General features: G+C 34.0%; 20 protein-coding genes and 1 riboswitch. Of the genes, 4 read left to right on the top strand and 16 right to left on the bottom strand.

The features are described 5' to 3' along the window. Positions 1-66: 66 nt before the first annotated feature. The 4 genes from TD18_RS02750 to TD18_RS02735 all read right to left on the bottom strand — a co-directional run bounded on the left by TD18_RS02750 (position 67) and on the right by TD18_RS02735 (position 3,733). The gene (locus TD18_RS02750; protein WP_040248190.1) at positions 67-585 is read right to left on the bottom strand and encodes a metal-dependent hydrolase; all 519 of its coding nucleotides are present in this window, start codon (positions 583-585) and stop codon (positions 67-69) included. Then, positions 585-1,037: a D-aminoacyl-tRNA deacylase gene (dtd, locus tag TD18_RS02745; protein WP_040248188.1), complete on the bottom strand. Its 453-nt coding sequence runs from the start codon at positions 1,035-1,037 to the stop codon at positions 585-587. Before dtd ends, TD18_RS02750 begins: the two co-directional genes overlap by 1 nt. An 18-nt stretch (positions 1,038-1,055) precedes the next feature. After that, positions 1,056-2,003 carry a ribosome small subunit-dependent GTPase A gene (gene rsgA / locus TD18_RS02740; RefSeq protein ID WP_040248186.1) on the bottom strand — a complete coding sequence of 316 codons (948 nt, stop codon included), beginning with the start codon at positions 2,001-2,003 and terminating at the stop codon, positions 1,056-1,058. An 86-nt stretch (positions 2,004-2,089) separates the two neighbouring features. After that, complete coding sequence (locus tag TD18_RS02735) at positions 2,090-3,733, bottom strand: hypothetical protein (protein ID WP_152611301.1); 1,644 nt, start codon at positions 3,731-3,733, stop codon at positions 2,090-2,092. Between the two features lie 157 nt (positions 3,734-3,890). Here TD18_RS02735 and TD18_RS02730 point away from each other — a divergent pair, with 157 nt between their 5' ends. Beyond that, the gene (locus tag TD18_RS02730; RefSeq protein ID WP_040248181.1) at positions 3,891-4,343 is read left to right on the top strand and encodes a hypothetical protein; all 453 of its coding nucleotides are present in this window, start codon (positions 3,891-3,893) and stop codon (positions 4,341-4,343) included. A 41-nt stretch (positions 4,344-4,384) separates the two neighbouring features. On the opposite strand, the gene TD18_RS02725 is transcribed toward TD18_RS02730, so the two are convergent. The 4 genes from TD18_RS02725 to TD18_RS02710 form a co-directional block, all read right to left on the bottom strand. Next, positions 4,385-5,467, bottom strand: a complete 1,083-nt coding sequence (locus TD18_RS02725; RefSeq protein ID WP_040248179.1) for a bifunctional 3-deoxy-7-phosphoheptulonate synthase/chorismate mutase type II — start codon at positions 5,465-5,467, stop codon at positions 4,385-4,387. A gap of 73 nt (positions 5,468-5,540) precedes the next feature. Further along, positions 5,541-6,392: a prephenate dehydrogenase gene (locus tag TD18_RS02720; RefSeq protein ID WP_040248176.1), complete on the bottom strand. Its 852-nt coding sequence runs from the start codon at positions 6,390-6,392 to the stop codon at positions 5,541-5,543. Beyond that, a complete protein-coding gene (locus TD18_RS02715; RefSeq protein WP_174435318.1) occupies positions 6,385-7,542 on the bottom strand; it encodes a pyridoxal phosphate-dependent aminotransferase in 1,158 nt (385 codons plus the stop codon). The genes TD18_RS02720 and TD18_RS02715 overlap by 8 nt, the downstream gene beginning before the upstream one ends. Beyond that, a complete protein-coding gene (locus tag TD18_RS02710; RefSeq protein WP_040248724.1) occupies positions 7,539-8,366 on the bottom strand; it encodes a prephenate dehydratase in 828 nt (275 codons plus the stop codon). Before TD18_RS02710 ends, TD18_RS02715 begins: the two co-directional genes overlap by 4 nt. Before the next feature lie 279 nt (positions 8,367-8,645). Between TD18_RS02710 and gldA the strand changes: the two genes are divergently transcribed. Then, a complete protein-coding gene (gene gldA, locus TD18_RS02705) occupies positions 8,646-9,542 on the top strand; it encodes a gliding motility-associated ABC transporter ATP-binding subunit GldA (protein WP_040248172.1) in 897 nt (298 codons plus the stop codon). Between the two features lie 3 nt (positions 9,543-9,545). Here the strand turns inward: gldA and TD18_RS02700 are convergent, their stop codons facing one another. The 8 genes from TD18_RS02700 to TD18_RS02665 form a co-directional block, all read right to left on the bottom strand. Next, the gene (locus TD18_RS02700; protein ID WP_040248171.1) at positions 9,546-10,295 is read right to left on the bottom strand and encodes a head GIN domain-containing protein; all 750 of its coding nucleotides are present in this window, start codon (positions 10,293-10,295) and stop codon (positions 9,546-9,548) included. Next, entirely contained in the window at positions 10,292-11,389 is a 1,098-nt protein-coding gene (locus TD18_RS02695; protein WP_040248169.1) for an acyloxyacyl hydrolase, read from the bottom strand. Before TD18_RS02695 ends, TD18_RS02700 begins: the two co-directional genes overlap by 4 nt. Before the next feature lie 45 nt (positions 11,390-11,434). Next, complete coding sequence (locus TD18_RS02690) at positions 11,435-12,694, bottom strand: pyridoxal phosphate-dependent aminotransferase (protein WP_040248168.1); 1,260 nt, start codon at positions 12,692-12,694, stop codon at positions 11,435-11,437. Positions 12,695-12,761: 67 nt separating this feature from the next. Continuing rightward, positions 12,762-13,718, bottom strand: coding sequence for a methylenetetrahydrofolate reductase [NAD(P)H] (metF, locus tag TD18_RS02685; protein WP_040248166.1), 957 nt, complete (start codon positions 13,716-13,718; stop codon positions 12,762-12,764). 360 nt (positions 13,719-14,078) lie between these two features. Further along, positions 14,079-16,826, bottom strand: coding sequence for a methionine synthase (gene metH / locus TD18_RS02680; protein WP_052461021.1), 2,748 nt, complete (start codon positions 16,824-16,826; stop codon positions 14,079-14,081). Between the two features lie 2 nt (positions 16,827-16,828). Continuing rightward, positions 16,829-17,188 carry a four helix bundle protein gene (locus TD18_RS02675; protein WP_040248163.1) on the bottom strand — a complete coding sequence of 120 codons (360 nt, stop codon included), beginning with the start codon at positions 17,186-17,188 and terminating at the stop codon, positions 16,829-16,831. Between the two features lie 40 nt (positions 17,189-17,228). Then, positions 17,229-18,236 (bottom strand): homocysteine S-methyltransferase family protein, encoded by a 1,008-nt coding sequence (locus TD18_RS02670; protein WP_040248161.1) that lies wholly within the window; start codon positions 18,234-18,236, stop codon positions 17,229-17,231. Positions 18,237-18,374: 138 nt separating this feature from the next. Beyond that, positions 18,375-18,500: riboswitch (SAM riboswitch) on the bottom strand. A gap of 165 nt (positions 18,501-18,665) precedes the next feature. Further along, positions 18,666-20,219 (bottom strand): hypothetical protein, encoded by a 1,554-nt coding sequence (locus tag TD18_RS02665; protein WP_040248158.1) that lies wholly within the window; start codon positions 20,217-20,219, stop codon positions 18,666-18,668. Positions 20,220-20,597: 378 nt separating this feature from the next. Here TD18_RS02665 and metK point away from each other — a divergent pair, with 378 nt between their 5' ends. Together metK and TD18_RS02655 are read left to right on the top strand one after the other, a co-directional pair. Next, complete coding sequence (gene metK, locus TD18_RS02660) at positions 20,598-21,851, top strand: methionine adenosyltransferase (protein WP_040248156.1); 1,254 nt, start codon at positions 20,598-20,600, stop codon at positions 21,849-21,851. Between the two features lie 159 nt (positions 21,852-22,010). Further along, positions 22,011-23,837: a carboxypeptidase-like regulatory domain-containing protein gene (locus TD18_RS02655; RefSeq protein ID WP_040248153.1), complete on the top strand. Its 1,827-nt coding sequence runs from the start codon at positions 22,011-22,013 to the stop codon at positions 23,835-23,837. Positions 23,838-23,874: the final 37 nt, after the last annotated feature.

Below are 23,874 nucleotides of genomic sequence, written 5' to 3'. Positions count from 1 at the left end.
TGCAAACTGTTAATAAATTCTTAAACCAAAAGAAAGAAAATTATATTTGAGAACAAAACTTTAAGACTATTTTCTATATGATTTTGTCAAAAAAACCACTATCAACACAACTAAACAAGGCAGCAAAATATAGGTCATTTCACTCAACAAGACTTGTTTTCCCCATTCGGAAAAGAATTTTTCAATACCAATTGGAGACACTTTAATTTCTCTGAAAGAAAAAAAATAGCGAGCATCTGTAAAAGGAATAAAAAAACCAACACCTTTACCGCCTGAAGTCATGGCGTCTAAAATTCCGTGAGATATTGTTGACAAGAATAAAACGCTAAAAAAGATAATTTTTCTAGTCTTTGAAAATATAACCGTTAACATTAATGACCAAAGCAAAGCAAAAACAATAGAATGCGTAAAACCTCGATGACCTAGCATATGCTCATACGGAATCCCAAAACTAAACGCCATGACATCTGCATCTGGGAGAATTGACGACACTATAGCCAGTAAAGTTAAACGTTTTAAATCTTTCTGATCTATAACTTTAGAAATCGTATAAGCCAAAATACCATGACCAAAAAGTGAAGCCATTAAACTTTGTTTTTGGTATCAATAATGATAGTTACAGGACCATCATTTAAAAGTTCAACTTTCATATCTGCTCCAAAGCGTCCTGTTCTAACCTGTTTGCCTAAGTCTAATTCCAATTGCTTGACAAATGCTTCATACAATGGAATTGCAGTTTCTGGCTTTGCTGCTTTGATGTAACTAGGTCTGTTTCCTTTTTTGGTGCTGGCATGAAGTGTAAACTGACTAACAACGATTGCATCACCTTTTGAGTCTTTTAAAGAGACATTCATAACATCATTATCATCAGAAAAGATCCGAAGATTTGCTATTTTACTTGAAAGCCAAGTAATATCGTCATGAGTATCTTCCTCTTCGATACCTAAAAGAATTAGCAAACCATTTGAAATGACAGCAAGAATTTCTGCATCTACAGTGACACTAGCTCTTGTTACTCTTTGAATGACTGCTTTCATAGTTTGAACTTATTTAGATTATTCGTCCCAATTATCAGTTCTGTAATGTTCATCTTCACCTTCCAAAATTTGAAGGTAGCTTCTATATCTCGAAAATGACACGTCATCCCTTTCCAGAGCTTCTTTTACGGCACATTTAGGCTCTTCTTTATGCAAACAATTATTGAATTTACACTCTTGCTTTAGTTCAAAAAATTCAGGAAAGTAATCACCTACTTCTTCTTTATCCATATCAACTATTCCAAAACCTTTAATACCAGGTGTATCAATAATTTTTGCTCCAAAACTTAAGTCAAACATTTCTGCAAATGTTGTGGTATGTTGACCTTGACTATGTTGTGTAGATATGGCTTTAGTCTTTAAATCTAACTCTGGTTCAATAGCATTTACCAAAGTAGATTTTCCAACTCCAGAATGACCAGCAAACATACTTACTTTATCGACCATGAGTGCTTTTACCTTATCGACATTTTTTCCTGTTTCTGCTGAAATTCCGATACATTCATAACCAATTTTTCTATAAATATGTGCTAAGTATCGCACTTCATCTAAAGTCGTTTCATTATAGGTGTCAATTTTATTGAAAAGCAGAATCGTTTTAATAGAATACGCTTCGGCTGTGACTAAAAAACGATCTATAAACGTGGTAAATGTTGGTGGATTATCTATTGTAACGAGTAAAAAAACCTGATCTATATTTGAGGCAATGATATGTGTTTGCTTAGATAAATTCACCGATTTACGTACGATGTAATTTTTACGATCGTGAATGGAATTAATTACACCTGTCGTGGTATCATTTTTTGTTTCCAATTCAAAATCGACCACATCACCAACAGCAATAGGATTAGTACTTTTGATTCCTTTTAATCTGAATTTTCCCTTAATTCGACATTGATATACAGCACCAAGATTTGTCTTAACGGTGTACCAGCTTCCTGTAGATTTATAAACGATTCCTGTCATTATAACAAAGATGCTAATTATTATAGCATTTACCAATAAAAAAAGACCGTCAGCTTGACGGTCTTTTAACGATTATTAATTTTATACTAGTTCATTTTCATTCGACCTAGTTTGTCTTCAGACTTTCTAGATGAATAAATAATATATTCTGTAGGTGAACTTCTGAAATGTACTCTTGGTCTTAACACCAATTGCTGTTTTTCTACATCTTCCTGATCAACACGTGTCATTTCACCATTACTATCAAACATAATTGCAGCAGGAACAGCTTTATTATAATTTCCTAACCATTTTATTTCTTCAATATCTGTTACACCGTAATTTTTAGTGTTGTCGTTAAATAAAACAGTCAATTGTCCGTTTTCATAAATTGGCATTGCGCTTAAATATTCAGGTCCTTTTCCTAAAACTCCAATGGGCACACTTACACCTGCACTCACCGTAAAATTTGAATTTCCTGCAAAGGCTGCAAATCCTATTGCTAACGAAGAATAGGCTGCTTTTTGTTTTTTAGGAATTACATTTGCCCAATCAACAGAACCATTAGCATTAATTGAGGTTACGATAATTTCATTGTTAATATGTGTTATAGGTGTAATTTGCAATGGACCAATACCCGAACTTCTTCCGACGATTATCAATTGATATTCTGAAAGCAGTATAACTCCACCATCACTTTTCTGAACCAAACTGTGTGTAATATAAAGTGGTTTGACATCTTTTCCTCTTTTAGCTCGACGTTCACCAAGTAATTTCACTTTAGTATCATAATCAAACTCATTAAATTTTAACTGGTCTACACGTTTAGAATTAACATCAACTACAGAAGCATAAACACCTTTCAGTTCTTTATTAGCCTTTCCATTGTCTCTAACACTAGAGTAAAAACCAACTAATCGCACTTTACCGTTTTCATCAGCTAACATTTCACAATTAATAATTTCTTTATCAGTAAATGCGATATCTACGACTTCTTTTTCGAAACCGTTAGCCGATTTAAACGTATGTAATTGAAATTTCTCATGATTCGTTTTGGCTTTTCTGTCTCTATAGCTCTCATTAATAACAATAAAAACATCATCATTAAAATTGACATCAAAATCTGCAATATCAAACTCTAAATCTTTTCTATCGTTAAATGGAACTTTCTCAATATGACTCATCATAATATCAAGATTATTATTGATGAGTTTCACTTCATACTGAATTACTTCTTCCTTATCAAATAAGGCTGCATGTAAAATTAGAAGTCGGTCAAGACCTGGTGATTCTTTAATGTAAAAAGCACCTCGCTCCCGATTTTTGGTCACTTTGGTTGTAAATAACTTCTTAGCGTTTGTGGTGAGTTTTCCATCTTCAGAAATTTCAACAGCTAACAAATTAGCTTCTTTAGCCTTTTTATCATAAACACTACCAAGGATAAACATTTTACCATCTAATACAGCGATTTCTTCGAACTCTGGTTCTTTATCTTTAAAATCGTCCATCTCAATTTCATTGGTTGAAATCAAAGACATGTCATCAGAATTAAATACTTTGATGTAGAAGTTTTTCTTTGCCGTTGCTAAAGTGTAAATTTTACCGTTGGCTTCACCAGCAATTCTGACAATTTTTTCTTTATCTGCTTCAATTTCCTCTCCATGAGTAATTGAAATTGGTCCGATGTTTTGTGCATTCACTATTACTGAGAGACCAAGCATCATTAACAGGCACATTGTTTTTTTAATCATAAAATCTTGTTGTTGTTGTTGATTGAAAGAAAACGCTTTCGGCAACAAAAATAGACTTTTAATTTACTTTTCAAATTTTAGGGTCTATTAGTCACCACAATTTTAAAAGCTTAAGGATAAAGATTATCTTAGTGAAATCATTATTAACATAATTAACATGAAAAAAATAATACTGTTTTTAGCTATTGGTTTACTCAGTTTAGCCGATTTCTATGCTCAGGTAGAGTATAAAATTATTACAAGTGTAGAATCTATTGTACCAAATGGATTGGGTCGTTCCAGACTTATTTCAGCTAATGAAGACAGAGATTATAAAGATTTCACTTCAGAACAAACCGAAGACGACAATTCGAGAAATAAATCGAAGCGAGGTGATATTAGAGTCAAAGATTTTGAAGAGACAAAATTGTTGAATTTTTATAATTTGGGAGGTATTCGTTTTCAAAATATTGCTGCAAATGATGCTGTTTTGTCATCAAAAATAAACACGATGATTGAAGAAGGCTGGGAATTAGCATTTGTAACAAGTGCTGTAGAAAGTGATAGTGGTACCGATGATGGTCAAGGTATTTTTATAACACGTTTTATTTTTAAACGAAACAAGCAATAGATAAACAAAGCCTCGAATTAACGAGGCTTTGTTTTATGAGGTTAGTTATTAATAATTTTCTCCTGATGATTAATAGATTCTTGATGAATCGCTTTAAACAAGCGCAAAATAAACTCTTCGCTTAGTCCTTTGTCATTGCCTTCAAGAACCATTTTACCTAAAATTTCATTCCAGCGTTTACTTTGTAAAACAGCAACATTCTTTTGTTTTTTAAGCTGACCAATGCCATCGGCAACTTTCATTCGCTTTCCTAAAAGTTCGATCAGCTGGTTATCGACAACATCAATTTGAGCCCTTAAGTTATTAAGCTGCGTATTATATTCAGCTTCAGGATCTGTTTCCTTTCTAATTCTCAAATCGGTCATGATTTGTACCAGATTTTGAGGTGTTACCTGCTGAGCAGCATCACTCCATGCTTTATCTGGAGTTGTGTGTGTTTCAATCATCAGTCCATCAAAATTAAGGTCTAATGCTGTTTGCGAAACATCAAAAATCATATCACGCTTCCCAGTAATATGAGATGGATCGTTAATTAGTGGTAAATCTGGAAATCTCGTTTGTAACTCAATAGCAATTTGCCATTCTGGATTGTTACGGTATTTCGATTTTTCATAGGTAGAAAACCCTCTGTGAATTGCGCCTAAGTTTTTAATGTTAGCAGACGCTAAACGCTCTACAGCGCCTAACCACAAAGGCAAATCGGGATTTACTGGATTTTTCACCAATACAATTTTATCGGTTCCTTTTAAGGCATCGGCAATTTCTTGTACAATAAACGGACTCACAGTAGAACGAGCACCAATCCATAATAAATCGATGTCATGTGCCAGAGCAAGTTCAACATGATTTCTATTCGCGACTTCGGTTGCCGTTTTTAATCCAGTTTCTTCTTTTACTTTCTGCAACCATTTTAAACCTAAAGCGCCAACGCCTTCAAAGTTTCCCGGACGCGTTCTAGGCTTCCAAATACCAGCTCTGTAATAATTTACATCGGTATCTTTTAGCTCATGTGCTATGTTCAACACTTGTTCTTCGGTTTCAGCACTACATGGTCCAGCGATGACCAGAGGATGACTTAAATTTAAATCATCTAACCATGTTCTCATTTCTTTTTTATTTTCCATAGTAAGTTTTTAATTAGGTCTTGATTGCACTTCGACTACGCTCAGTGAGACAATCTTAGACCTTGCATTTTTTTTATTGTATTCCGTTTAATATGTCCTTTATATGATTTGTATTTTGCATTTCGTTAAAAATCTCATCGAAATTATCAGTTTCCATGAACGCCTTAAATTGTTTTAAATTGGTGATATATTCATCAAGTGTTTCAATGACATTATCTTTATTTTGTTTGAAAATTGGCGTCCACATGACAGGAGAACTTTTTGCCAATCGAACTGTACTTTCAAAACCACTTCCTGCCATATCGAAAATATCGCGCTCGTTTTTTTCTTTTTCAATCACTGTTTTTCCCAGCATAAACGAACTTATATGCGACAAATGTGATACATAAGCTATGTGTTTATCATGCGCTTCCGGATTCATATATCTGATACGCATACCTAAGTCTGAAAATAACTGCAAAGCTTTCTCCTGAAGTTTAAATGTTGTTTTTTCAACTTCACAAATAATATTGGTTTTCTTCTGAAACAAGCTATGAATAGCTGCTTTCGGTCCAGAAAATTCAGTACCAGCAATAGGATGTGTTGCCAAAAAATTACGACGCTTTTCGTGTTGTTCAATAGCTTTACAAACAGGGTATTTTGTAGAACCTACATCAATAACCAAGGTTGTATCTGAAATACGGTCAAGAACTTTAGGCAATTCGGAAACTGCCTTATCGACAGGAATAGACAACACGACTAAATCTGCTGCTTCCAAATCATCGTACGTGGCTTTTTCATCAATGATATTGAGTTTTATAGCCTCGTCTAAATGCGATGCATTGGTATCTATTCCGAAGATTTTAGCCTGCTTATTAATAGACTTTATATCTAAAGCCATACTTCCTCCAATTAAACCAACGCCTATAATGTATATCTTATTCATTCTTTGGTTTTAATCTCGCTAAAGCTTCTTCAAGGTCATCTTGAGAAGCGCAAAGTGATATTCGTATGTATCGGTTTCCATTAGACCCAAAAATGGTTCCTGGTGTAATAAATATAGATCGTTCTTTAAGGATTAAATCGATATACTCTTCAGCATCTAAGTAATCTGGCAATTTACACCAGACAAACAATCCTGCTGCGTTTTCATCGTAAGTACAGTTAAGTGCATCAGCAATTTTCCAGACAATTTGTCGTCGTTGTTCGTAAACGCTATTGAGGCTAACGTACCACATATCTGAGCAATTCAATGCTTCAATAGCTCCTTTTTGAATTCCTAAAAACATTCCAGAATCCATGTTGCTTTTAACACGTAAAACCGCATTGATATATTCGGGTTTTCCCAAGAGCATTCCTACTCGCCAACCTGCCATATTAAAGGTTTTACTTAAAGAATTAAGTTCTAAACACACCTCTTTAGCATCTTTGTATTTTAAAATACTTCTTGGATATTTATTAAGAATAAAACTATACGGATTATCGTTGACTATTAAAATATCATTACGCTTAGCAAAAGTGATTAAATCTTCAAATAACTTATTAGTTGCTGTGGCTCCCGTAGGCATGTGAGGATAATTCACCCACATTAATTTTACCTTGTCCACGCCTCTTTTCTCTAAAGCTATTAAATCTGGAAACCAGTTATGTTCTTCAGTTAAATCGTATAAAACTGGTGTTGCTCCAACCAGATTAGTAACCGATTGATACGTTGGATAACCAGGATTTGGAATAAGAACTTCATCTCCTGCATTTAAAAAAGCCATAGAAATATGCAAGATTCCTTCTTTACTTCCCATGAGTGGCAATACTTCCGTTAACGGACTTAAAGGCACATTAAAATGTCGTTTGTAAAAGTCGGTTATCGCTTCTCTCAATTCTGGAAGACCTTGATAACTTTGATATTTATGCGCTCCATCTTCGTTGAAGGTTTCTACCAAAGCATTAAGAACACGTTCAGGCGGATTTAAATCCGGACTTCCAATGCCTAAATTAATGATAGGTTTACCTTGAGCTTTGAGCAAGTTAACTTCTCTCAATTTTTTTGAAAAGTAGTATTCATCAACATGTTGTAATCGATTCGCTATAGGTATCATAATCTTGCATTTTTATATTCTCCCAGGACTTTAAACTCTTGAGCCATAATTTCCATAATGGACTTCGCTTTTTTATAATCGTTGTATGTGTCAAAGGTGACATCAACAAAAAAAGCGTATTTCCAAGGTGTTTCAATTTTAGGGAGTGATTGTATCTTTGTTAAATTTAGTTTACAATCACTTAATACGTTCAAAATAGTCGCTAAACTTCCTCTTTTATGGTCTAATTCAAATTTTATGGAAGCTTTGTTGATGGCTTCCTCTGGGATTTCAGAATTTTGAGTCTTTACAATAAAAAATCGTGTTTCATTGTGCTTTATGGTTTGAATGCTTTCTGCCAGAATCTTGAGTTCAAATAATTCGGAAGCCAATCGAGATGCAATTGCAGCTACGTGTTTTAGTTGATGCGTTTGGATGCGTTGTGCTACTTCAGCTGTATCTCTGTCCTCAATTAATTTGATATGTGGATACTGTTTGAAAAACGTTTTACACTGCAATAAGGCCATTGGATGTGAATATACTTCTTTTATATCGTCAATGGTTTGATCTGGCAATGCCATTAAATGATGTTGAATATCTAAATAATGTTCGCCTACAATATGCAAATTAAAGGTATCAATCAACGCATAATTTGGAATGATAGAGCCAGCAATTGAATTTTCGATTGCCATAATAGCGGCATCATTGGTAGTTTTCAGAATGCTATCTACCACTCCATCGAATGTTAGATATTCTGAAACAGCAATCGTTTTATCAAAATATTGCTGTGACACAATGTGATGAAATGATCCTTTTACTCCTTGTATGGCTACAGATTTTATCATAAAAAAAGTCCCGATTTCCATCGAGACTCATATTATATTTATTAGTATAAATTATACATATAACGTCTCTCTCTTTTCGCTAAAAAAGAAATAAAACCAGTTATAATATGTATGATTTGATGTGTTCATGTCATTATTAAGATGCTAATGTAATTATTATTTTAACAAATCAAAATTGTTATACGTTATTTTTGAGTTTTACGTTTCAGTTTTAAAGAATTCATAATTTGAAGGTGGTCATTCGTTATAATTACTATTTTTGAGAAAACAAATTGGTCTATGTCTATTGAAGTTGAAAACATTTCGAAAGTTTATGGTGAACAGAAAGCCCTTGACAGCATTTCATTTTCAGTTAATAAAGGAGAAATCGTAGGTTTTCTGGGTCCGAATGGCGCAGGAAAATCAACTTTAATGAAAATATTAACGACCTATATCAATGCTTCTGAAGGCTCAGCAAAAGTCAATAGTTTTGATGTTTCAAAAGACAAACAGCGTGTCCAAACCAGTGTTGGCTATCTTCCTGAACACAATCCTTTATATCTCGACATGTACGTTAGAGAATATTTGACGTTTAACGCCAATGTTTACAATACAGATAAATCCAGAGTTCATGATGTGATTGAGCTAACGGGTTTAACACCTGAAGCACATAAAAAAATCGGACAATTGTCGAAAGGGTATCGTCAACGTGTCGGATTAGCAAACGCGTTATTACATGAACCTGATGTTTTAATTCTTGATGAACCTACAACTGGTCTTGACCCAAATCAGTTGGTTGATATACGACATTTAATAAAAACGGTTGGCAAAAATAAAACGGTATTTTTATCAACTCACATTATGCAGGAAGTTGAAGCGATTTGTGATCGCGTTATCATTATTAATAAAGGAAAGATTGTCGCCGATAAAAAGCTGAAAGAGCTTCGTGATGAAAAAGAGCAAACGGTTATTGTAGAATTTGATTATCGGGTAGAAGACGTCTTTTTATTAAAATTACCGCATGTGAATACCGTAAAAAATACCCATGATTTTGTCTATGAAATTACATTTTCAACGTCTGATGATATGCGTTCTCATGTCTTTGATTTTGCTCACGATAATGCATTGAAAATCCTTCAATTGAATCAGAAAAATGCTAGCCTCGAAAGTTTATTTAGAGAATTGACCTCAGATTAATCGTTATTCAAAAATCAAATGACCTGTGTAGAACTGCTCAATGTCAATGATTGGAGGTGTATTTACGACAATCACATTACCTGTGCTTCTAATTTCACCACTTAGTGATTGCTGAGGATTAAGAATTAGATCGTTACTGCTTCTTTGAAATATGGCAATATTTTGAGCTACAAGATGTCTACCTTCAAAACGTGCATCACCAGAGTAATACCCAACGAACAAATCATCAACCGTTCCACTTACAAAAACAGACGATAAATTATTCACTATACAATCCAACGTAACACTATCTACTTGTACATGAAAGTCTCCATTGTTATTCACATCGCCTTCAGCATTAAAATCTTCGGAAACTAGTTTTAAATTGTCATAACCCAGAACTCCATCACTTTTGACGGTTGAACCAGATGCATTTCTAATTTCGGTTACATTGGGTGCACTCACATACACTTTAGTAATCCCATAATTTCTTGTGAGGTTACAAGCATTATTATTGGTAATGAGCAATCGGTTGTTTTCTACTTTGATTTCAATATCATTCAATAAATATTCTCCCGTTTCAACAACAATCTTTTGAGTAGCTTCCTGTTTGATTATGAGTTCTACTCTTGGAAAAACAGTGATTTTTGAAAAGTCACTAACACTAAATTCCTGTTGCAAAATTGCTCCAGAATTTTGAAAACAGTCTGGTGCATCTTCGCTATTACAGGAACACAGTACAGTTGCAAAAATTATAAATAACACTTTTTTCATAGTCTAACTCCTATTCCAAATTCTACAGCTTCAGCTTTAGCTCCATGAGACTTTAAGGTAATAGCTCCAAAAAATGTATCTCCAAAATAACGTTTTAATCCAATTCTATTATATACGCGTCCTTCAAAATCGTAAGGATAATAAACATAGTATCCCAATTGCGTGATAATCGACATTTTATTGATAAATAATTCGTGTCCAACGAAAATACCGATACGCTTCCAATCTTCTTCACCACTAACGTCAAATTCTGGAAACGCGACAGAGTAATAGTAAATCAACTCTTCCAGAAATTTTGAAAAGAATACATCTGCTCCAAGTTGGATTGCGCTTTTTCGGTTCAATCGCTTATCGGCATAAGCAGACACAATATAAAAGGGAAATTGACCAACACCAATCACATCGCTTTCGTTAACTCCAGATCTAAATACAAGATTATATTTTATCTTTTCTTTAAACTTCTTGTCTTCTGTAGATGGTAGGTATTCTGGTTCATCTTGATAATTAAACATATAATTTGCTCCAATATTAAATACAAATGTATTTGTAGACGTATTTGGCGCTCTAAAATTGGCATTAGAATAATGTATAACTGAAATTCCTGCGTGAAGTCCGAAGCCTTTAAATATATTTTCTTTCTTATAATTAAACATCAAATACGTGGTGCTCAATAGATGCGATCCATAGGCATTGTTAGTAAAATTTGTGGCTTTATCATAAGGATTTGTATTGTAAGCTAAACCTTGTCCGATTCTCAAATTAAGACGTCGTTTTAGAAAATACATATTGTAATGTGCATACAAACTATAGTTTTGACCCAAATTTTCATTTTTCATATCCTGATAAATAAATGAAAATCCCCAATCTGGATAGTTGTATCTACTTTCCCAATCTTTAAAACCGTAAGTTTTTTTGTTGTAACTTAAAATCAATCCTGTTGGATGTTCAGTAATAAGATGTGAGATGTCGGGATTATGCTCTAAAATAGTACCATAAAAAAAATTAGCGTCTATGGTAAAAATATTGGGCTCTTCCTCTTGCGAAAACAAAGAAACAAAGGAAAGCGTAAATAAAATAGTTAGGTAAAACTTCATGCAATTTATTCTGAAACAAAAGTAAAAGAATAATTGAAATAACAACTACGATACATTGTTTAGTGCTTGCTTTAACAATTCAAATATGGTTGAAATATCTTCTTTTTTAGAAGTTCCGACTGAAAGTCTAAACCAGTTTGAGTCTTCAGAAGTTCCAAAGGCATAAAAAGGTACGATGGCCAGTTTAGCTTCCGTAAGCAAATAACTTGTTACTTCCTGAATGGTCGATAAGGTATTTCCTTCAGTAGTTGTCTTTCCAATAAGATCAATTTGAACCGTTAAATATAATGCAGCTTCTGGCTCAATAGCATTAACAGGAAATCCTTCAGACTTCAGACTCTGGAAACCATCATAAAAACGATGCAATCTAAAATCCAGCTCACTTTTTATATGCTCTAAGTAGTTTGAAACAGCTTCGGTCTGATTTAAATAAGACGCTGTTGCCATCTGTTCAGCCTTTGGAGACCAGGCACCAATATGACTCAGCATGGCTTTCATTTTATTAATCACATGGACAGGACCGAAAGCCCAACCAACTCGAACACCTGTTGCAGCGAACGCTTTTGAAATCCCATCTACGAAAATGGTACAATCTCGCATTTCAGGAACTAACTCTACAGGATTGTAATGCTCAGTTGAACCATAAGTCAGTTGCCAGTAAATCTGGTCATAAAGCACATACAATGGTTTTTCGTTATTTTGAAGTCTGCGTTTATTTTCATCAACAACAAGTTTCGAAATATCTGTAAGCGTTTGTTTATCGAAGGTTGTTCCTGTCGGATTTAAAGGTGAACACAGCGCTATTAAATTCACATGTTTAATATGAGGTTTAATATCCTCAACCGTAGGCATGAATTTATTTTCAGGTGTTGTTTCGATAATAACCGAATTATTTCTGGCCAGATAAGTGTAGGCATCGTTATTCCATGAAGGCACTGGATATAAAACCGTATCTTCAAGATCTAAAACGGTTTGATAAATTGCATAAATTAATGGTCGAGCACCTCCAGAAATTAGAATTTCATTTTTAGAATAGTCAAGACCAAGACGGTTAGATAAATAAGACGATACACTTTCACGCAACACTTCCATCCCATTTGCCGCAGGATAATTTGTTTGGTTATTATGATATGCAGCAATAATCTCGCTTTTCAATTCTTCTGGAATAGGAAAAATAGTGGCATCAAAATCTCCAATGGTTTGATTATAAATCACTTCGCCTTGAGCTTTAAGAGCATTCACTTCTCCAGCGATTTTAATAATTTCAGACCCTTTTAATCCTTCAGCTAATTTTGATGTTTGCATGGCTATAAACTATATCGATTTCGTGCTGCAAAAGTAAGCTTAAATAAACGATTTTAGAAATGGATTTTTAAAACACGTTAGAAGCCACAGCATGAATATTATCACTCTTTCCCATAGAGTAATAATGTAAAATTGGAATTCCGGCTTTTTGTAAGGCTTTTGATTGGTCGATACACCATTCAATCCCAACTTGTCTTACAGCGCTATTATCTTTACATTTTACAATTTCAATAATTAAATCTTCAGGTAAATCTACATGAAATCGATGCGGAATTAAATTGAGTTGTTTCTTCGTTGCTATGGGTTTTAGACCTGGAATGATTGGTACTGTAATACCTTCCTTTCGGCATTTATTTAAAAATTCGAAGTATTTACTATTGTCAAAAAACATTTGTGTCACGATATACTGTGCACCATTTTTTATTTTCTTTTTCAAAAAATAAATGTCACTGTCCAAACTTGGTGCTTCGGCATGTTTTTCTGGATAAGCAGCAACACCAACACAAAAATTAGTTTCTGATGAGTTTTTTAATTCTTCATCCAAATAGATACCCTTGTTTAAGTCGGTAATCTGATTCACTAATTCGCTGGCATAGGCATGACCTTCTTTTTCGGCTTTAAAATAGGTTTCGGTTTTAACAGCATCACCACGAAGTGCCATCACATTATTTATGCCCAGAAAATCGAGATCGATTAAGAAGTTTTCAGTGTCTTCTTTTGTAAATCCGCCACACAAAATGTGTGGAATAGCATCCACACCATATTTATTTTGAATGGCCGCACAAATTCCAACCGTTCCAGGTCGCTTTTTAACAACCTGCTTTTTGAGCAATCCATTTTCGAGTTCTTTATACACATATTCTTCCCTGTGATACGTGACATCAATAAAAGGAGGTTTAAATTCCATTAAGGGATCAATATTATCAAATATAGATTGGATATGCTGACCTTTTAAAGGTGGCAAAATTTCGAATGAAAACTGCGTGTTTCCGTTAGCTTTTTTTATATGTTCAGTTACTTTCATATCATCTCTGTAAATGCAATTCTCTATTTAATTTTTATTATGGCGTTACGTTTTACTCATACCTACAAGGTTCTGAAAACCTTGCAGGATCGCAAAACGTCGTGCTTTCACTACTCGCTTGCACTTAAGGTGCAGAGCTCAAACAATTAGCCTGCGTTAAGCGCAGTCGAAACGTTCAATCACTAACGCAAAGACTAACTAATCAAATTTGCTCCAAGCAACGCGACAATCGTAAGAAGAACTAAGTGCAAAGCAAATCTCAATTCTAATTTGTACTTTTTCATAATTTAGATTCTTAAATTTTATAGCAAAGCAACAACTTTACGATCATCTGATTATCATCCCAATTCTAAGAAATTGTTAAGTTTCTGAGAGGTTTGGATTTAACCATTTTTCTGCTTCAGCCTCACTAATGCCTCTACGTTGAGCATAATCTTTTAATTGGTCTTTTGTGATTTTCCCAAGTCCAAAATATTTAGCTTCAGGATGCCCAAAATAATAACCACTTACGCTTGCCGCTGGCCACATGGCTAAGCTTTCTGTCAATTTTACGCCTATTTGGTTTTCAACATCTAATAACTGCCACAATGTGGTTTTTTCTAGATGGTCTGGACAAGCAGGATAACCTGGTGCAGGACGAATCCCTTTATAACTTTCTTTTATCAAATCGTAGTTGGTTAACGCTTCATTTTTAGCATAACCCCAATGTTTGGTTCTTACATCTTTATGGAGATATTCAGCAAAAGCTTCAGCTAATCGATCGGCTAAAGCTTTAATCATTATGGAATTATAATCATCATTATCAGCTTCAAATTGTTGAGCCAGTTCCTGAGTACCAAAACCTGTGGTAACACAAAATGCACCAATATAATCTTGAATACCTGAATCTTTTGGCGCAATAAAATCGGCTAAGGCATGATTTGGTATGCCTTCTCTTTTCTTTAACTGCTGTCGAAGGGTTAGGAATTTGAACGTGTCTGGTCGAGGAGAAATCACATCTTCTTCATGAGATGCTGAATCAAGTTCAGCATGACAGCCTTTAATTGACACTTCAATGTCATCATCGTTAATGGTGTTAGCAGGAAATAATCCGAAAACAGCTTTTGCGGTCAACAGTTGTTCGTCAATAATCCGATTCAATAGTGCTTGTGCATCCTTGAACAACTCCTTAGCTTGTTCACCAACGACCTCATCGTTTAGTATATCTGGATACTTTCCGTGAAGATCCCAACTTCTAAAAAACGGACTCCAGTCAATAAACGCTTCAAGATTTGCAATGTTAAAATCATTAATAACCTGAATACCTAACTGATTAGGTTTTACTATTTCAGTGGTATTCCAATCAATTTGATATTTATTTTTTCGAGCAGCTTCAATCGACAGGTATTCTTTTCGTTTGCCTCTGTTTAGAAATTGCTCACGGAATGTATCATACTCCTGTCGTACTTGTTCTTTATAGATATGATTGTCTTTTTGCAACAAGTTTCCAACGACAGTTACTGCTCTTGACGCATCATTAATATGAACCACAGTGTGATCGTAATTTGGAGCAATTTTAACTGACGTATGCGCTTTAGATGTGGTTGCACCACCAATGATTAATGGAATGCTTAAATTTTCCTTTTTCATAGCTTTAGAAAGGTAAACCATTTCATCAAGTGATGGTGTTATCAAACCACTAAGTCCAATGACATCAACGTCTTCGCTAACTGCTGCCTCAATTATTTTTTCGGGAGGCACCATCACACCTAAGTCGATGATTTCATAATTATTACATGCCAAAACAACACTCACAATATTTTTACCAATATCGTGTACATCGCCTTTTACAGTTGCCATTAAAATTTTTCCTGCAAACTCCTGCTTTCCATCTTTTTCAGCTTCAATAAAAGGTTGTAAATACGCTACGGCTTTTTTCATCACACGAGCCGATTTTACCACTTGAGGCAGAAACATTTTTCCGCTTCCAAAAAGGTCACCAACAACATTCATCCCAATCATCAAATGACCTTCAATAACTTCTATAGGTTTATCAGAAGCTAAACGCGCTTCCTCGACATCTTCAATGATAAACGTGTCAATTCCCTTAACGAGACTATGAGTAATTCGGTCTTGTAATGGCTCACTTCGCCACTCTAAAATTTTAACTGTGTCTTCTTTTTTCTGGTCTTTTAGAGTTTCAGCAAAATCTAATAATCGCTCAGTAGCATCCTCATGCTTGTCGAATAAAACATCCTCAACATGCTGTAATAAATCCTTCGGAATTTCATCATAAACCTCTAGTAACGTTGGATTCACAATTCCTAAATTCATTCCATGCTGAATGGCGTGATATAAAAATGCAGAATTAATCGCTTCACGAACAATGGAATTGCCTCTGAAAGAGAAGGACACATTACTAACACCACCTGAAACATTAGCGTAAGGCAGATTTTCACGAATCCATTTCGTTGCATTAAAAAAATCTAATGCATTTAAACGATGTTCATCCATACCTGTAGCCACAGGAAAAATATTGGGATCAAAAATGATGTCTTGAGGTGGAAAATGGACGTGATTAACCAGAATGTCATACGAACGCTTACAAATTTCAATGCGACGTTCGTAAGTATCTGCCTGACCTTTCTCATCAAAAGCCATAACGATAACTGCAGCTCCATAACGTTTTACAAGTTTTGCTTGTCTAATAAATTCATCTTCACCTTCCTTTAAACTAATAGAATTTACGACACATTTCCCTTGAGCCACTTGTAATCCAGCTTCAATAATTTCCCATTTAGAGCTGTCAATCATTATTGGTATTCTAGAAATATCAGGCTCTGATGCAATAAGATTCAGAAATTTAATCATTGCTGTTTTTCCATCCAGCATGCCTTCATCCATATTGACATCAAGAATCTGTGCGCCACCTTCAACCTGATCTCTAGCCACACTTAATGCTTCATCGTATTTTTCTTCCTTTATTAACCGAAGAAATTTTCTTGAACCTGTAACATTAGTCCGTTCGCCTACGTTTATAAAATTACTTTCTGGTGTAACAACTAGCCGTTCTAAACCTGAAAGTTCAAGATATTTGGTATTTTGTGTTTGGTGTTTGGTAGCATTCATAATTACTTTTTGTTTTTGAAATAATTAATGAATCCGTTTAATAGCTTTTTTACAGAGGTAATATTTTCTAAAACTTCTGACAGTTGTTTTTCTGAAATATAATTCAAATCATTTGCTAAAAACAATTGTGTTTCAAGCTCAAAAAGGGACCCTTTTGAGATGTATAAAAATTGAATTGTCTCTTTATCTGTTTGCCTTCCTATACCTTCAGCAATATTTGAAGGAATTGAAACCACACTTCTATTAATTTGATTTGTGAGACTATATATTTCAGTATTTGGAAATTTAGACGTCAAGTCATAAACAGTCTTAACTAATTTCCTTGCTGTCTTCCAAACATCTAATTCTGTATAATTTTTCATAATATGATTACTTTAATTCCTATACACAATAAACCATAAACTAAACACTAACACTCACTTTTCTTGGTTTATATTTACATACAACCTCAGCAATAGCTTTGATATGCTCTGGATTTGTTCCACAGCAACCACCAATAATATTTATTAATCCGTCTTTGAGGTAATCTTCAATTAGGACTTGCATTTGCTTTGCAGACTGATCATATTCACCAAAAGCATTAGGCAAACCAGCATTGGGATGAGCAGACGTATAAAACTCAGTTTCACGAGATAATCGCTGTAAATAAGGTTTAAGTTGTTCAGCTCCTAAAGCGCAATTAAATCCCACACTCAACAGAGGAATATGTGAAATTGAGGTTAGAAAAGCTTCAACCGTTTGTCCAGATAATGTGCGTCCGGAAGCGTCAGTAATCGTTCCTGAAACCATAACAGGAATATCAATCTGACGTTCCTCTTTAACCTCTTCAATAGCAAATAAAGCCGCTTTAGCATTGAGTGTATCAAATATGGTTTCAACAAGCAGCACATCAACACCTCCATCGATTAATGCTTCGACTTGCTGTTTGTAAGCCACTCGCAATTCTTCAAAAGTTATGGCTCTGTATTCTGGTTTGTTAACGTCAGGCGACATGCTTGCTGTTTTGTTTGTCGGACCAATACTACCTGCGACAAATCGTGGCTTTTGTGGATTTGCTTTTGTGAACTCATCAGCAACCTGTTTAGCTATTTTGGCTGACTCAAAGTTAAGTTCATACACCAGATCTTCCATGTTATAGTCTGCCATGGCAATCGTAGTTCCTGAAAAGGTATTGGTTTCTACTATATCTGCTCCAGCTTCAAAGTAGAGTCTGTGAATTGCTGCAATCGCATGTGGCTGTGTCAAGGATAACAAATCGTTATTCCCTTTAAGCGATGTTGGATAATCCTTAAAACGTTCACCTCTAAAATCTTCTTCTGAAAAATTATAGCGTTGTAACATGGTTCCCATTGCGCCATCGAGAACTAAAATTCGATTTGAAATTTCTTTATAAATTTTGCTTACTGGCATGCTTTCTAATGTCTTTAGAATTAAAATATCTAGTCAATAAATGAATTAAATCAAAAGTCAAATAAGCCCTGTAAGAAGCCTACTTCATAGAAAAATGTTAAAAAGAAACGATGCAATAACAGATGTGATATTACATTTGGGTTATCTATCCAGTTTCCGATAAATGAATCGGATAACTTAGTAGAATTTAGCACCTTCATTGATGAATTCAAAGGGTTGCTAAGGCTTCAAAGGGTCTAATCCCTCCACCTTTCTTGATAACATTTCAATACGGTATTGAACTTTATGAATACAAATATTGCAACAGAAAGGTTAAATTCCAAATTTAATACCAGATTTAAAAAAGAATTATGACATTCTCATTTCAACCGTCAAATAATTAAATATTACGTAATATAGAATTTCGTAAAAGGGTTATGTAGGCTTATTTCAAGAATTCAAATTATTTTTTTCTAAATATTTTTGACGAATTACCTCTCCAATAGGCACATTTTGAATTTTACTTTCCAGCCATGAGATGACATCTAAATATAAAAACGCTCTGCGCTCAAAAGGATGATCTTCATATTTCCTCAAAGTATCTCTAAGAGTTATAAAAGCTTGTTTTAAGTCTTGAGGATAAATATCTTGCAAACTCCTTAAAAATTTAATCAACTCCTTTTGTACCTCATACAAATCGTTAATCTTAAGTAAAAACTTGTAGGTGCTTTTTAATAAGGCTTCAATATTATGGTCTAAACCTGCTTCATAATGAGCTACCAGATTTAATACACGTGCAAAACATTGCAAATCTTCGCGTATTAGCAAGGACTTGTTACTTATAATTTTATCTAAATAAAAGATACAGGCTTTAATGTTTCCATGACCAAAATGCATATTGGCAAACTTGTAATAGAAAATCATCACATGATGGTCGCCCAATCTATCTTTGAATACATCTAATTCACTTTCAATTTTTGGAATAATTTTGACGCCTTCCTGAAAGCTGCCATCAATAAAGTACAAATTAATAGAATTCAGGTTGAGATACAGAAAAGTTAATGCCTGAACATTATCATCATTTGGGAATGTCTTTTCAGAAATAACCTCTTGAAATTTGAGTAAGTTATCTTGAAATTTTTGCTTGTTACCAATAAAAAATAAAGCTTCTAATAAATAGTTATTTCCCTTTAAAAAAAACACAGGATTTACTGTAATCATATGTTCATATTCTTGATATAAATTGACCCATTTAAGTGCATATCGATAACAATTTTTAAAATCCTGTAGCAGAAAGCTATACCACAAATAGGCATTATACAACCACAATTTTTCTCTAAAACCTAAATCTTTAAAATCAAATTCTGGGAATCTGTCGCTGAAATATGTTTTAATCTCATTGCTTTCTACTTCATTTTTTATGTAACCAGATTTCAAAATAATACCATACAATTGCAATGACAAATTGGAAAGTTTACTTGAAATCAAATTTAATGCACTAAGTTCTTTGGCTTGTGTTGTTAATTCATCAGCTCTTTTACTAATCTTTCTTGTAATGTATTGAGATTCGATTATTTTTTCAAGTTCAACAAGTTCGTAAGCCAAATTTTTCTCTTCATTTTGTATGGCAACTTCCTTCGCTTTGTCTAATATTTTCAAACTCTGTTTATAGAGCCCTTTATGATACAAAATTGAAGCAAAGTCTAATTGTTCTCTAATTTGTGATCTGATATTTTGATGGGACGGATTTAATTTTAAGCTTATTAAGATTTGTTTGTACAAATGCGCTTTAACGTTAGCTAATTGTTGCTTTTTAACAATGTCACGATTTAAAATTGCTGCTTCATCATAAGCTTTTGATTTATCCAGAAAATTAAATAGGTTTAAAAATTTAGAGTCCTGATTAACATCAAGGCGACCAACATACAATTTGAATTGTCGTTTTTCCGATTTGGTTAAGGATTTAACCAGTACAAATAAATTGTCTTTTTGGTCTTTAGACATGAAAACTAACGCTTAATACGATAAACATCCCAAGTTAAACAAAAAGAGTAATACATATGCAAATAATAAAAGTACTGCTCAACATAAATGCAAATTTTATAAATAACTCACGTGCGAAGATAGAATTTAAACGGATTTCAATTTCCTTTTAATTCTTCTTTTTCTAGTTTCAATATTATATGTACTTTTGTCGTCAACAAAAAAGAGGAAAAATTTGTTCTGATTGCAACCTCTAGTGCAGAATTTAGTTCTGCGCCTGTTCTAACGGACAGATTCTGAAACCATTCAGAATTGAAAAATGCTAAAGCAGTTAATTTATAACTTCTCTAGCTACCTTGCAATCTTAACAACATTTAGAAATTAAACAGATAAGAGATTATGGCATATTTATTTACTTCAGAAAGTGTTTCCGAAGGACATCCAGATAAAGTAGCAGATCAAATTAGTGATGCTTTAATAGATAATTTTTTGGCCTTTGATAGCGAATCGAAGGTGGCCTGTGAAACTTTGGTTACAACTGGTCAGGTTGTTCTTGCAGGAGAAGTAAAATCGAACACGTATTTAGACGTTCAAAAAATAGCTCGTGATACAATCAATAAGATAGGTTATACGAAGAGCGAATACATGTTCGACGGGAATTCATGTGGCGTTTTTTCTGCAATTCATGAGCAATCTGAAGATATTAATCGCGGTGTTGACAGAGCAAGCAAAGAAGAACAAGGTGCAGGTGATCAAGGGATGATGTTCGGCTATGCAACTCGTGAAACGGAAAACTATATGCCTTTGGCTTTAGATTTATCGCATAGAATTTTAATAGAACTCGCTGAACTTAGACGCGAAAATAAAGATATCACGTATTTACGTCCAGATTCAAAAAGCCAAGTAACTATTGAATATAGTGATGATAATGTTCCTCAACGTATTGATGCTATTGTGGTTTCTACACAGCATGATGATTTTGCTAAAGAAGAGGACATGTTAGCGCAAATTAGAAAAGACATTATTGAAATTTTAATTACGAGAGTTGTTGCTAAATTACCAGAACACATTCAAGTGTTATTTAATGATGACATTACGTATCATATTAATCCGACAGGTAAATTTGTAATTGGAGGACCTCATGGCGATACTGGACTAACAGGTCGTAAAATCATTGTAGATACTTATGGCGGAAAAGGTGCTCATGGTGGAGGTGCGTTCTCAGGAAAAGATCCGAGTAAGGTGGATAGAAGTGCTGCTTATGCCACACGACATATTGCAAAAAATATGGTCGCAGCAGGTATATGTGATGAAATTTTAGTTCAGGTCAGTTATGCCATTGGTGTTGTTGAACCAACCTCAATATTTGTAGATACTTACGGAACATGTCCGTTTAACATTACTGATGGCGAAATTGCTGCAACCATTTCTAAAATCTTTGACATGCGTCCAGCTTCTATTGAAGCACGATTAAAGTTACGTCAACCTATCTACAGTGAAACTGCGGCTTATGGTCATATGGGAAGAGAATCTAAAACGGTTAGAAAAACATTTGAGCAACCTAATGGTGAACCTGTTACTCTTGATGTAGAATTGTTTACCTGGGAAAAATTAGATCATGTAGACAAAGTAAAAGATGCTTTTGGATTGTAATCAATTCCTAGTAGATATTATATAATGAAGCCTCTAAGTTTTACTTAGAGGTTTTTTTATAACTTTAAAGCAACCTTTTTAATATTCTGCGTCTATTAAATAATAGAAAGTTAGGGTTTCTAACTTCTAAGTTGTTTAATATATAGAAACAAAAACTCTATGAAGTCAATTCAATTACTACCAAAATTTTTTGTGACTCTTCTAATATGTACTGGTATCACTTTTTCTTGTGATAATGATGATAATATTTCCAATCCGCAAGAACAAAACCAAGATCCAGACCCAACTGCTTTTGCTGAAAACTATTTTGGGAATAGTATTTTTAGAAATTTTTTAGGGAAGGTTGTTGACACCAATGACAATCCGATTGAAAATGTACTTGTTAAGGTTGGAAACCTTACAGCTATGACTGACAGTAATGGTGTTTTTATAATTGAAAACGCTCCAGTAAATGAAGGCTTTGGATACGTAACTGCAGAAAAGGCTGGTTTTATTCATGCTTCAAGAGCTGTTGTTCCTAGTGAAGGCACAAATAAGGTTCGTATCATGATGTTACCAGAAACTATTGCAGTAACAACGACCAGCGGAACTCAAGAAACAATTAGCTTACCTAACGGTTCTAAAGTGGCATTGGAAGGCGATTATATAAAATCTGATGGATCAAGTTATTCAGGGAGTGTCAATGTAATTATGCATCATCTAGATCCTGCTGATGATAATATGCAATACCAAATGCCTGGAATGTTATATGCTGCCAATGCACAAAAGGAAGAACGCATGTTACAAACGTTTGGAATGTTAGCTGTAGAATTAAAAGGTGACAGTGGTGAAAATCTAAATTTAGCCGAAGGTTCTACTGCAGAAATCACAATGCCTTTGGATGCAAGTTTAATAGGCATTGCTCCTAGTACAATTCCGTTATGGCATTTTGATGAAGTAAATGGATATTGGATTGAAGATGGCCAAGCCACATTTACAGGAAATACTTATGTTGGGACTGTATCTCATTTTTCGTTTTGGGTTTGCGGAGTACCTGTCAATCATTCTAATTTATGTATTAATTTTAGTGATGAAGATGGAAATGCACCTTCAAATTTATGGGTTACTCTTAGTAGTATTAATTATGGTACGATAGGGAATTACACGAATGAAAATGGTGAGATTTGTGGTAAAATCCCAGTGAATGAAACTCTTGAACTAAATTTATATTATTGCGATATTAACGGAACGTCTCCCATAGGGACTCAAGCTATTGGACCATTTTCAGGAGATTCTAACTTGAATATTACAATACCTAATTCTACTGAATTTATTTCGGAAACTGTTACAGGAGATTTTAAGACATGTAATGGCAATTTCGTATCCCTAGGGTATGTGTCCTTAGATTATGCTTATCAAAATTATATTGATTTAGTCTCTGATGGCAATTTTGAAATAACTATTTTAAGATGCGCTACTAATGATTCTTTTAGAATTAAAGGTCACGACTTTAATAATCTCCAGTCAACAGATTTTTTATATTATACTTTTAATACTTCAACTACATATTTAGGTGTACTAAATTCTTGTAATTCAATCAATCAATTTATTCAATTTACTTTTGATGATTCTGAAAATTTCTTAATTCTAAGTGATCCTGATGTGTTTTTAAACGCTTCGAGTCAAAGCTATGACTACCAACCAACATTAACTATAGGTGCTGGAAATTCTGATGGTACTACAATATCTCTGTTCGGAATTCTTAATCCAGAACCTTATATCGACTCTTATAATTATAGTTCATATTACTCGGTTGAGCCTGGATTTTACACGCACTCATACATTAACAGTCAATACTATTCTAATTTTGAGAATCAGTATTACCATTTAAATTATACTGGTGAAGTTGGAGAATATATTGATATGAGTTTTGGTTTTGATTGTACAGATAATCAAGGAAATCCTCACAACGTAAAAGGAACTCTTCATGTATTAAGAGATTATTAAAGCTAAAAATATCTTCAATTTACGCAACCATTTTAAA

The sequence above is a fragment of the Psychroserpens mesophilus genome (assembly GCF_000826645.1).
Lineage (GTDB): Bacteria > Bacteroidota > Bacteroidia > Flavobacteriales > Flavobacteriaceae > Psychroserpens > Psychroserpens mesophilus.
The sequence above is the reverse complement of the archived record's forward strand: the minus strand, read 5'-3'. Positions and strand labels throughout refer to the sequence as shown.

What these genes read in the sequence shown, in the direction of transcription:
- TD18_RS02710 (WP_040248724.1), bottom strand. Translation starts at nt 8,366, where the DNA reads ATGATAAAATCTGTAGCCATACAAGGAGTAAAAGGATCATTTCATCAC.
- gldA (WP_040248172.1), top strand. Translation starts at nt 8,646, where the DNA reads ATGTCTATTGAAGTTGAAAACATTTCGAAAGTTTATGGTGAACAGAAA.
- metF (WP_040248166.1), bottom strand. Translation starts at nt 13,718, where the DNA reads ATGAAAGTAACTGAACATATAAAAAAAGCTAACGGAAACACGCAGTTT.
- TD18_RS02675 (WP_040248163.1), bottom strand. Translation starts at nt 17,188, where the DNA reads ATGAAAAATTATACAGAATTAGATGTTTGGAAGACAGCAAGGAAATTA.
- TD18_RS02735 (WP_152611301.1), bottom strand. Translation starts at nt 3,733, where the DNA reads ATGATTAAAAAAACAATGTGCCTGTTAATGATGCTTGGTCTCTCAGTA.
- dtd (WP_040248188.1), bottom strand. Translation starts at nt 1,037, where the DNA reads ATGAAAGCAGTCATTCAAAGAGTAACAAGAGCTAGTGTCACTGTAGAT.
- TD18_RS02690 (WP_040248168.1), bottom strand. Translation starts at nt 12,694, where the DNA reads ATGCAAACATCAAAATTAGCTGAAGGATTAAAAGGGTCTGAAATTATT.
- TD18_RS02750 (WP_040248190.1), bottom strand. Translation starts at nt 585, where the DNA reads ATGGCTTCACTTTTTGGTCATGGTATTTTGGCTTATACGATTTCTAAA.
- TD18_RS02730 (WP_040248181.1), top strand. Translation starts at nt 3,891, where the DNA reads ATGAAAAAAATAATACTGTTTTTAGCTATTGGTTTACTCAGTTTAGCC.
- TD18_RS02720 (WP_040248176.1), bottom strand. Translation starts at nt 6,392, where the DNA reads ATGAATAAGATATACATTATAGGCGTTGGTTTAATTGGAGGAAGTATG.
- TD18_RS02725 (WP_040248179.1), bottom strand. Translation starts at nt 5,467, where the DNA reads ATGGAAAATAAAAAAGAAATGAGAACATGGTTAGATGATTTAAATTTA.
- TD18_RS02695 (WP_040248169.1), bottom strand. Translation starts at nt 11,389, where the DNA reads ATGAAGTTTTACCTAACTATTTTATTTACGCTTTCCTTTGTTTCTTTG.
- TD18_RS02665 (WP_040248158.1), bottom strand. Translation starts at nt 20,219, where the DNA reads ATGTCTAAAGACCAAAAAGACAATTTATTTGTACTGGTTAAATCCTTA.
- TD18_RS02700 (WP_040248171.1), bottom strand. Translation starts at nt 10,295, where the DNA reads ATGAAAAAAGTGTTATTTATAATTTTTGCAACTGTACTGTGTTCCTGT.
- TD18_RS02655 (WP_040248153.1), top strand. Translation starts at nt 22,011, where the DNA reads ATGAAGTCAATTCAATTACTACCAAAATTTTTTGTGACTCTTCTAATA.
- TD18_RS02670 (WP_040248161.1), bottom strand. Translation starts at nt 18,236, where the DNA reads ATGCCAGTAAGCAAAATTTATAAAGAAATTTCAAATCGAATTTTAGTT.
- metK (WP_040248156.1), top strand. Translation starts at nt 20,598, where the DNA reads ATGGCATATTTATTTACTTCAGAAAGTGTTTCCGAAGGACATCCAGAT.
- TD18_RS02715 (WP_174435318.1), bottom strand. Translation starts at nt 7,542, where the DNA reads ATGATACCTATAGCGAATCGATTACAACATGTTGATGAATACTACTTT.
- rsgA (WP_040248186.1), bottom strand. Translation starts at nt 2,003, where the DNA reads ATGACAGGAATCGTTTATAAATCTACAGGAAGCTGGTACACCGTTAAG.
- metH (WP_052461021.1), bottom strand. Translation starts at nt 16,826, where the DNA reads ATGAATGCTACCAAACACCAAACACAAAATACCAAATATCTTGAACTT.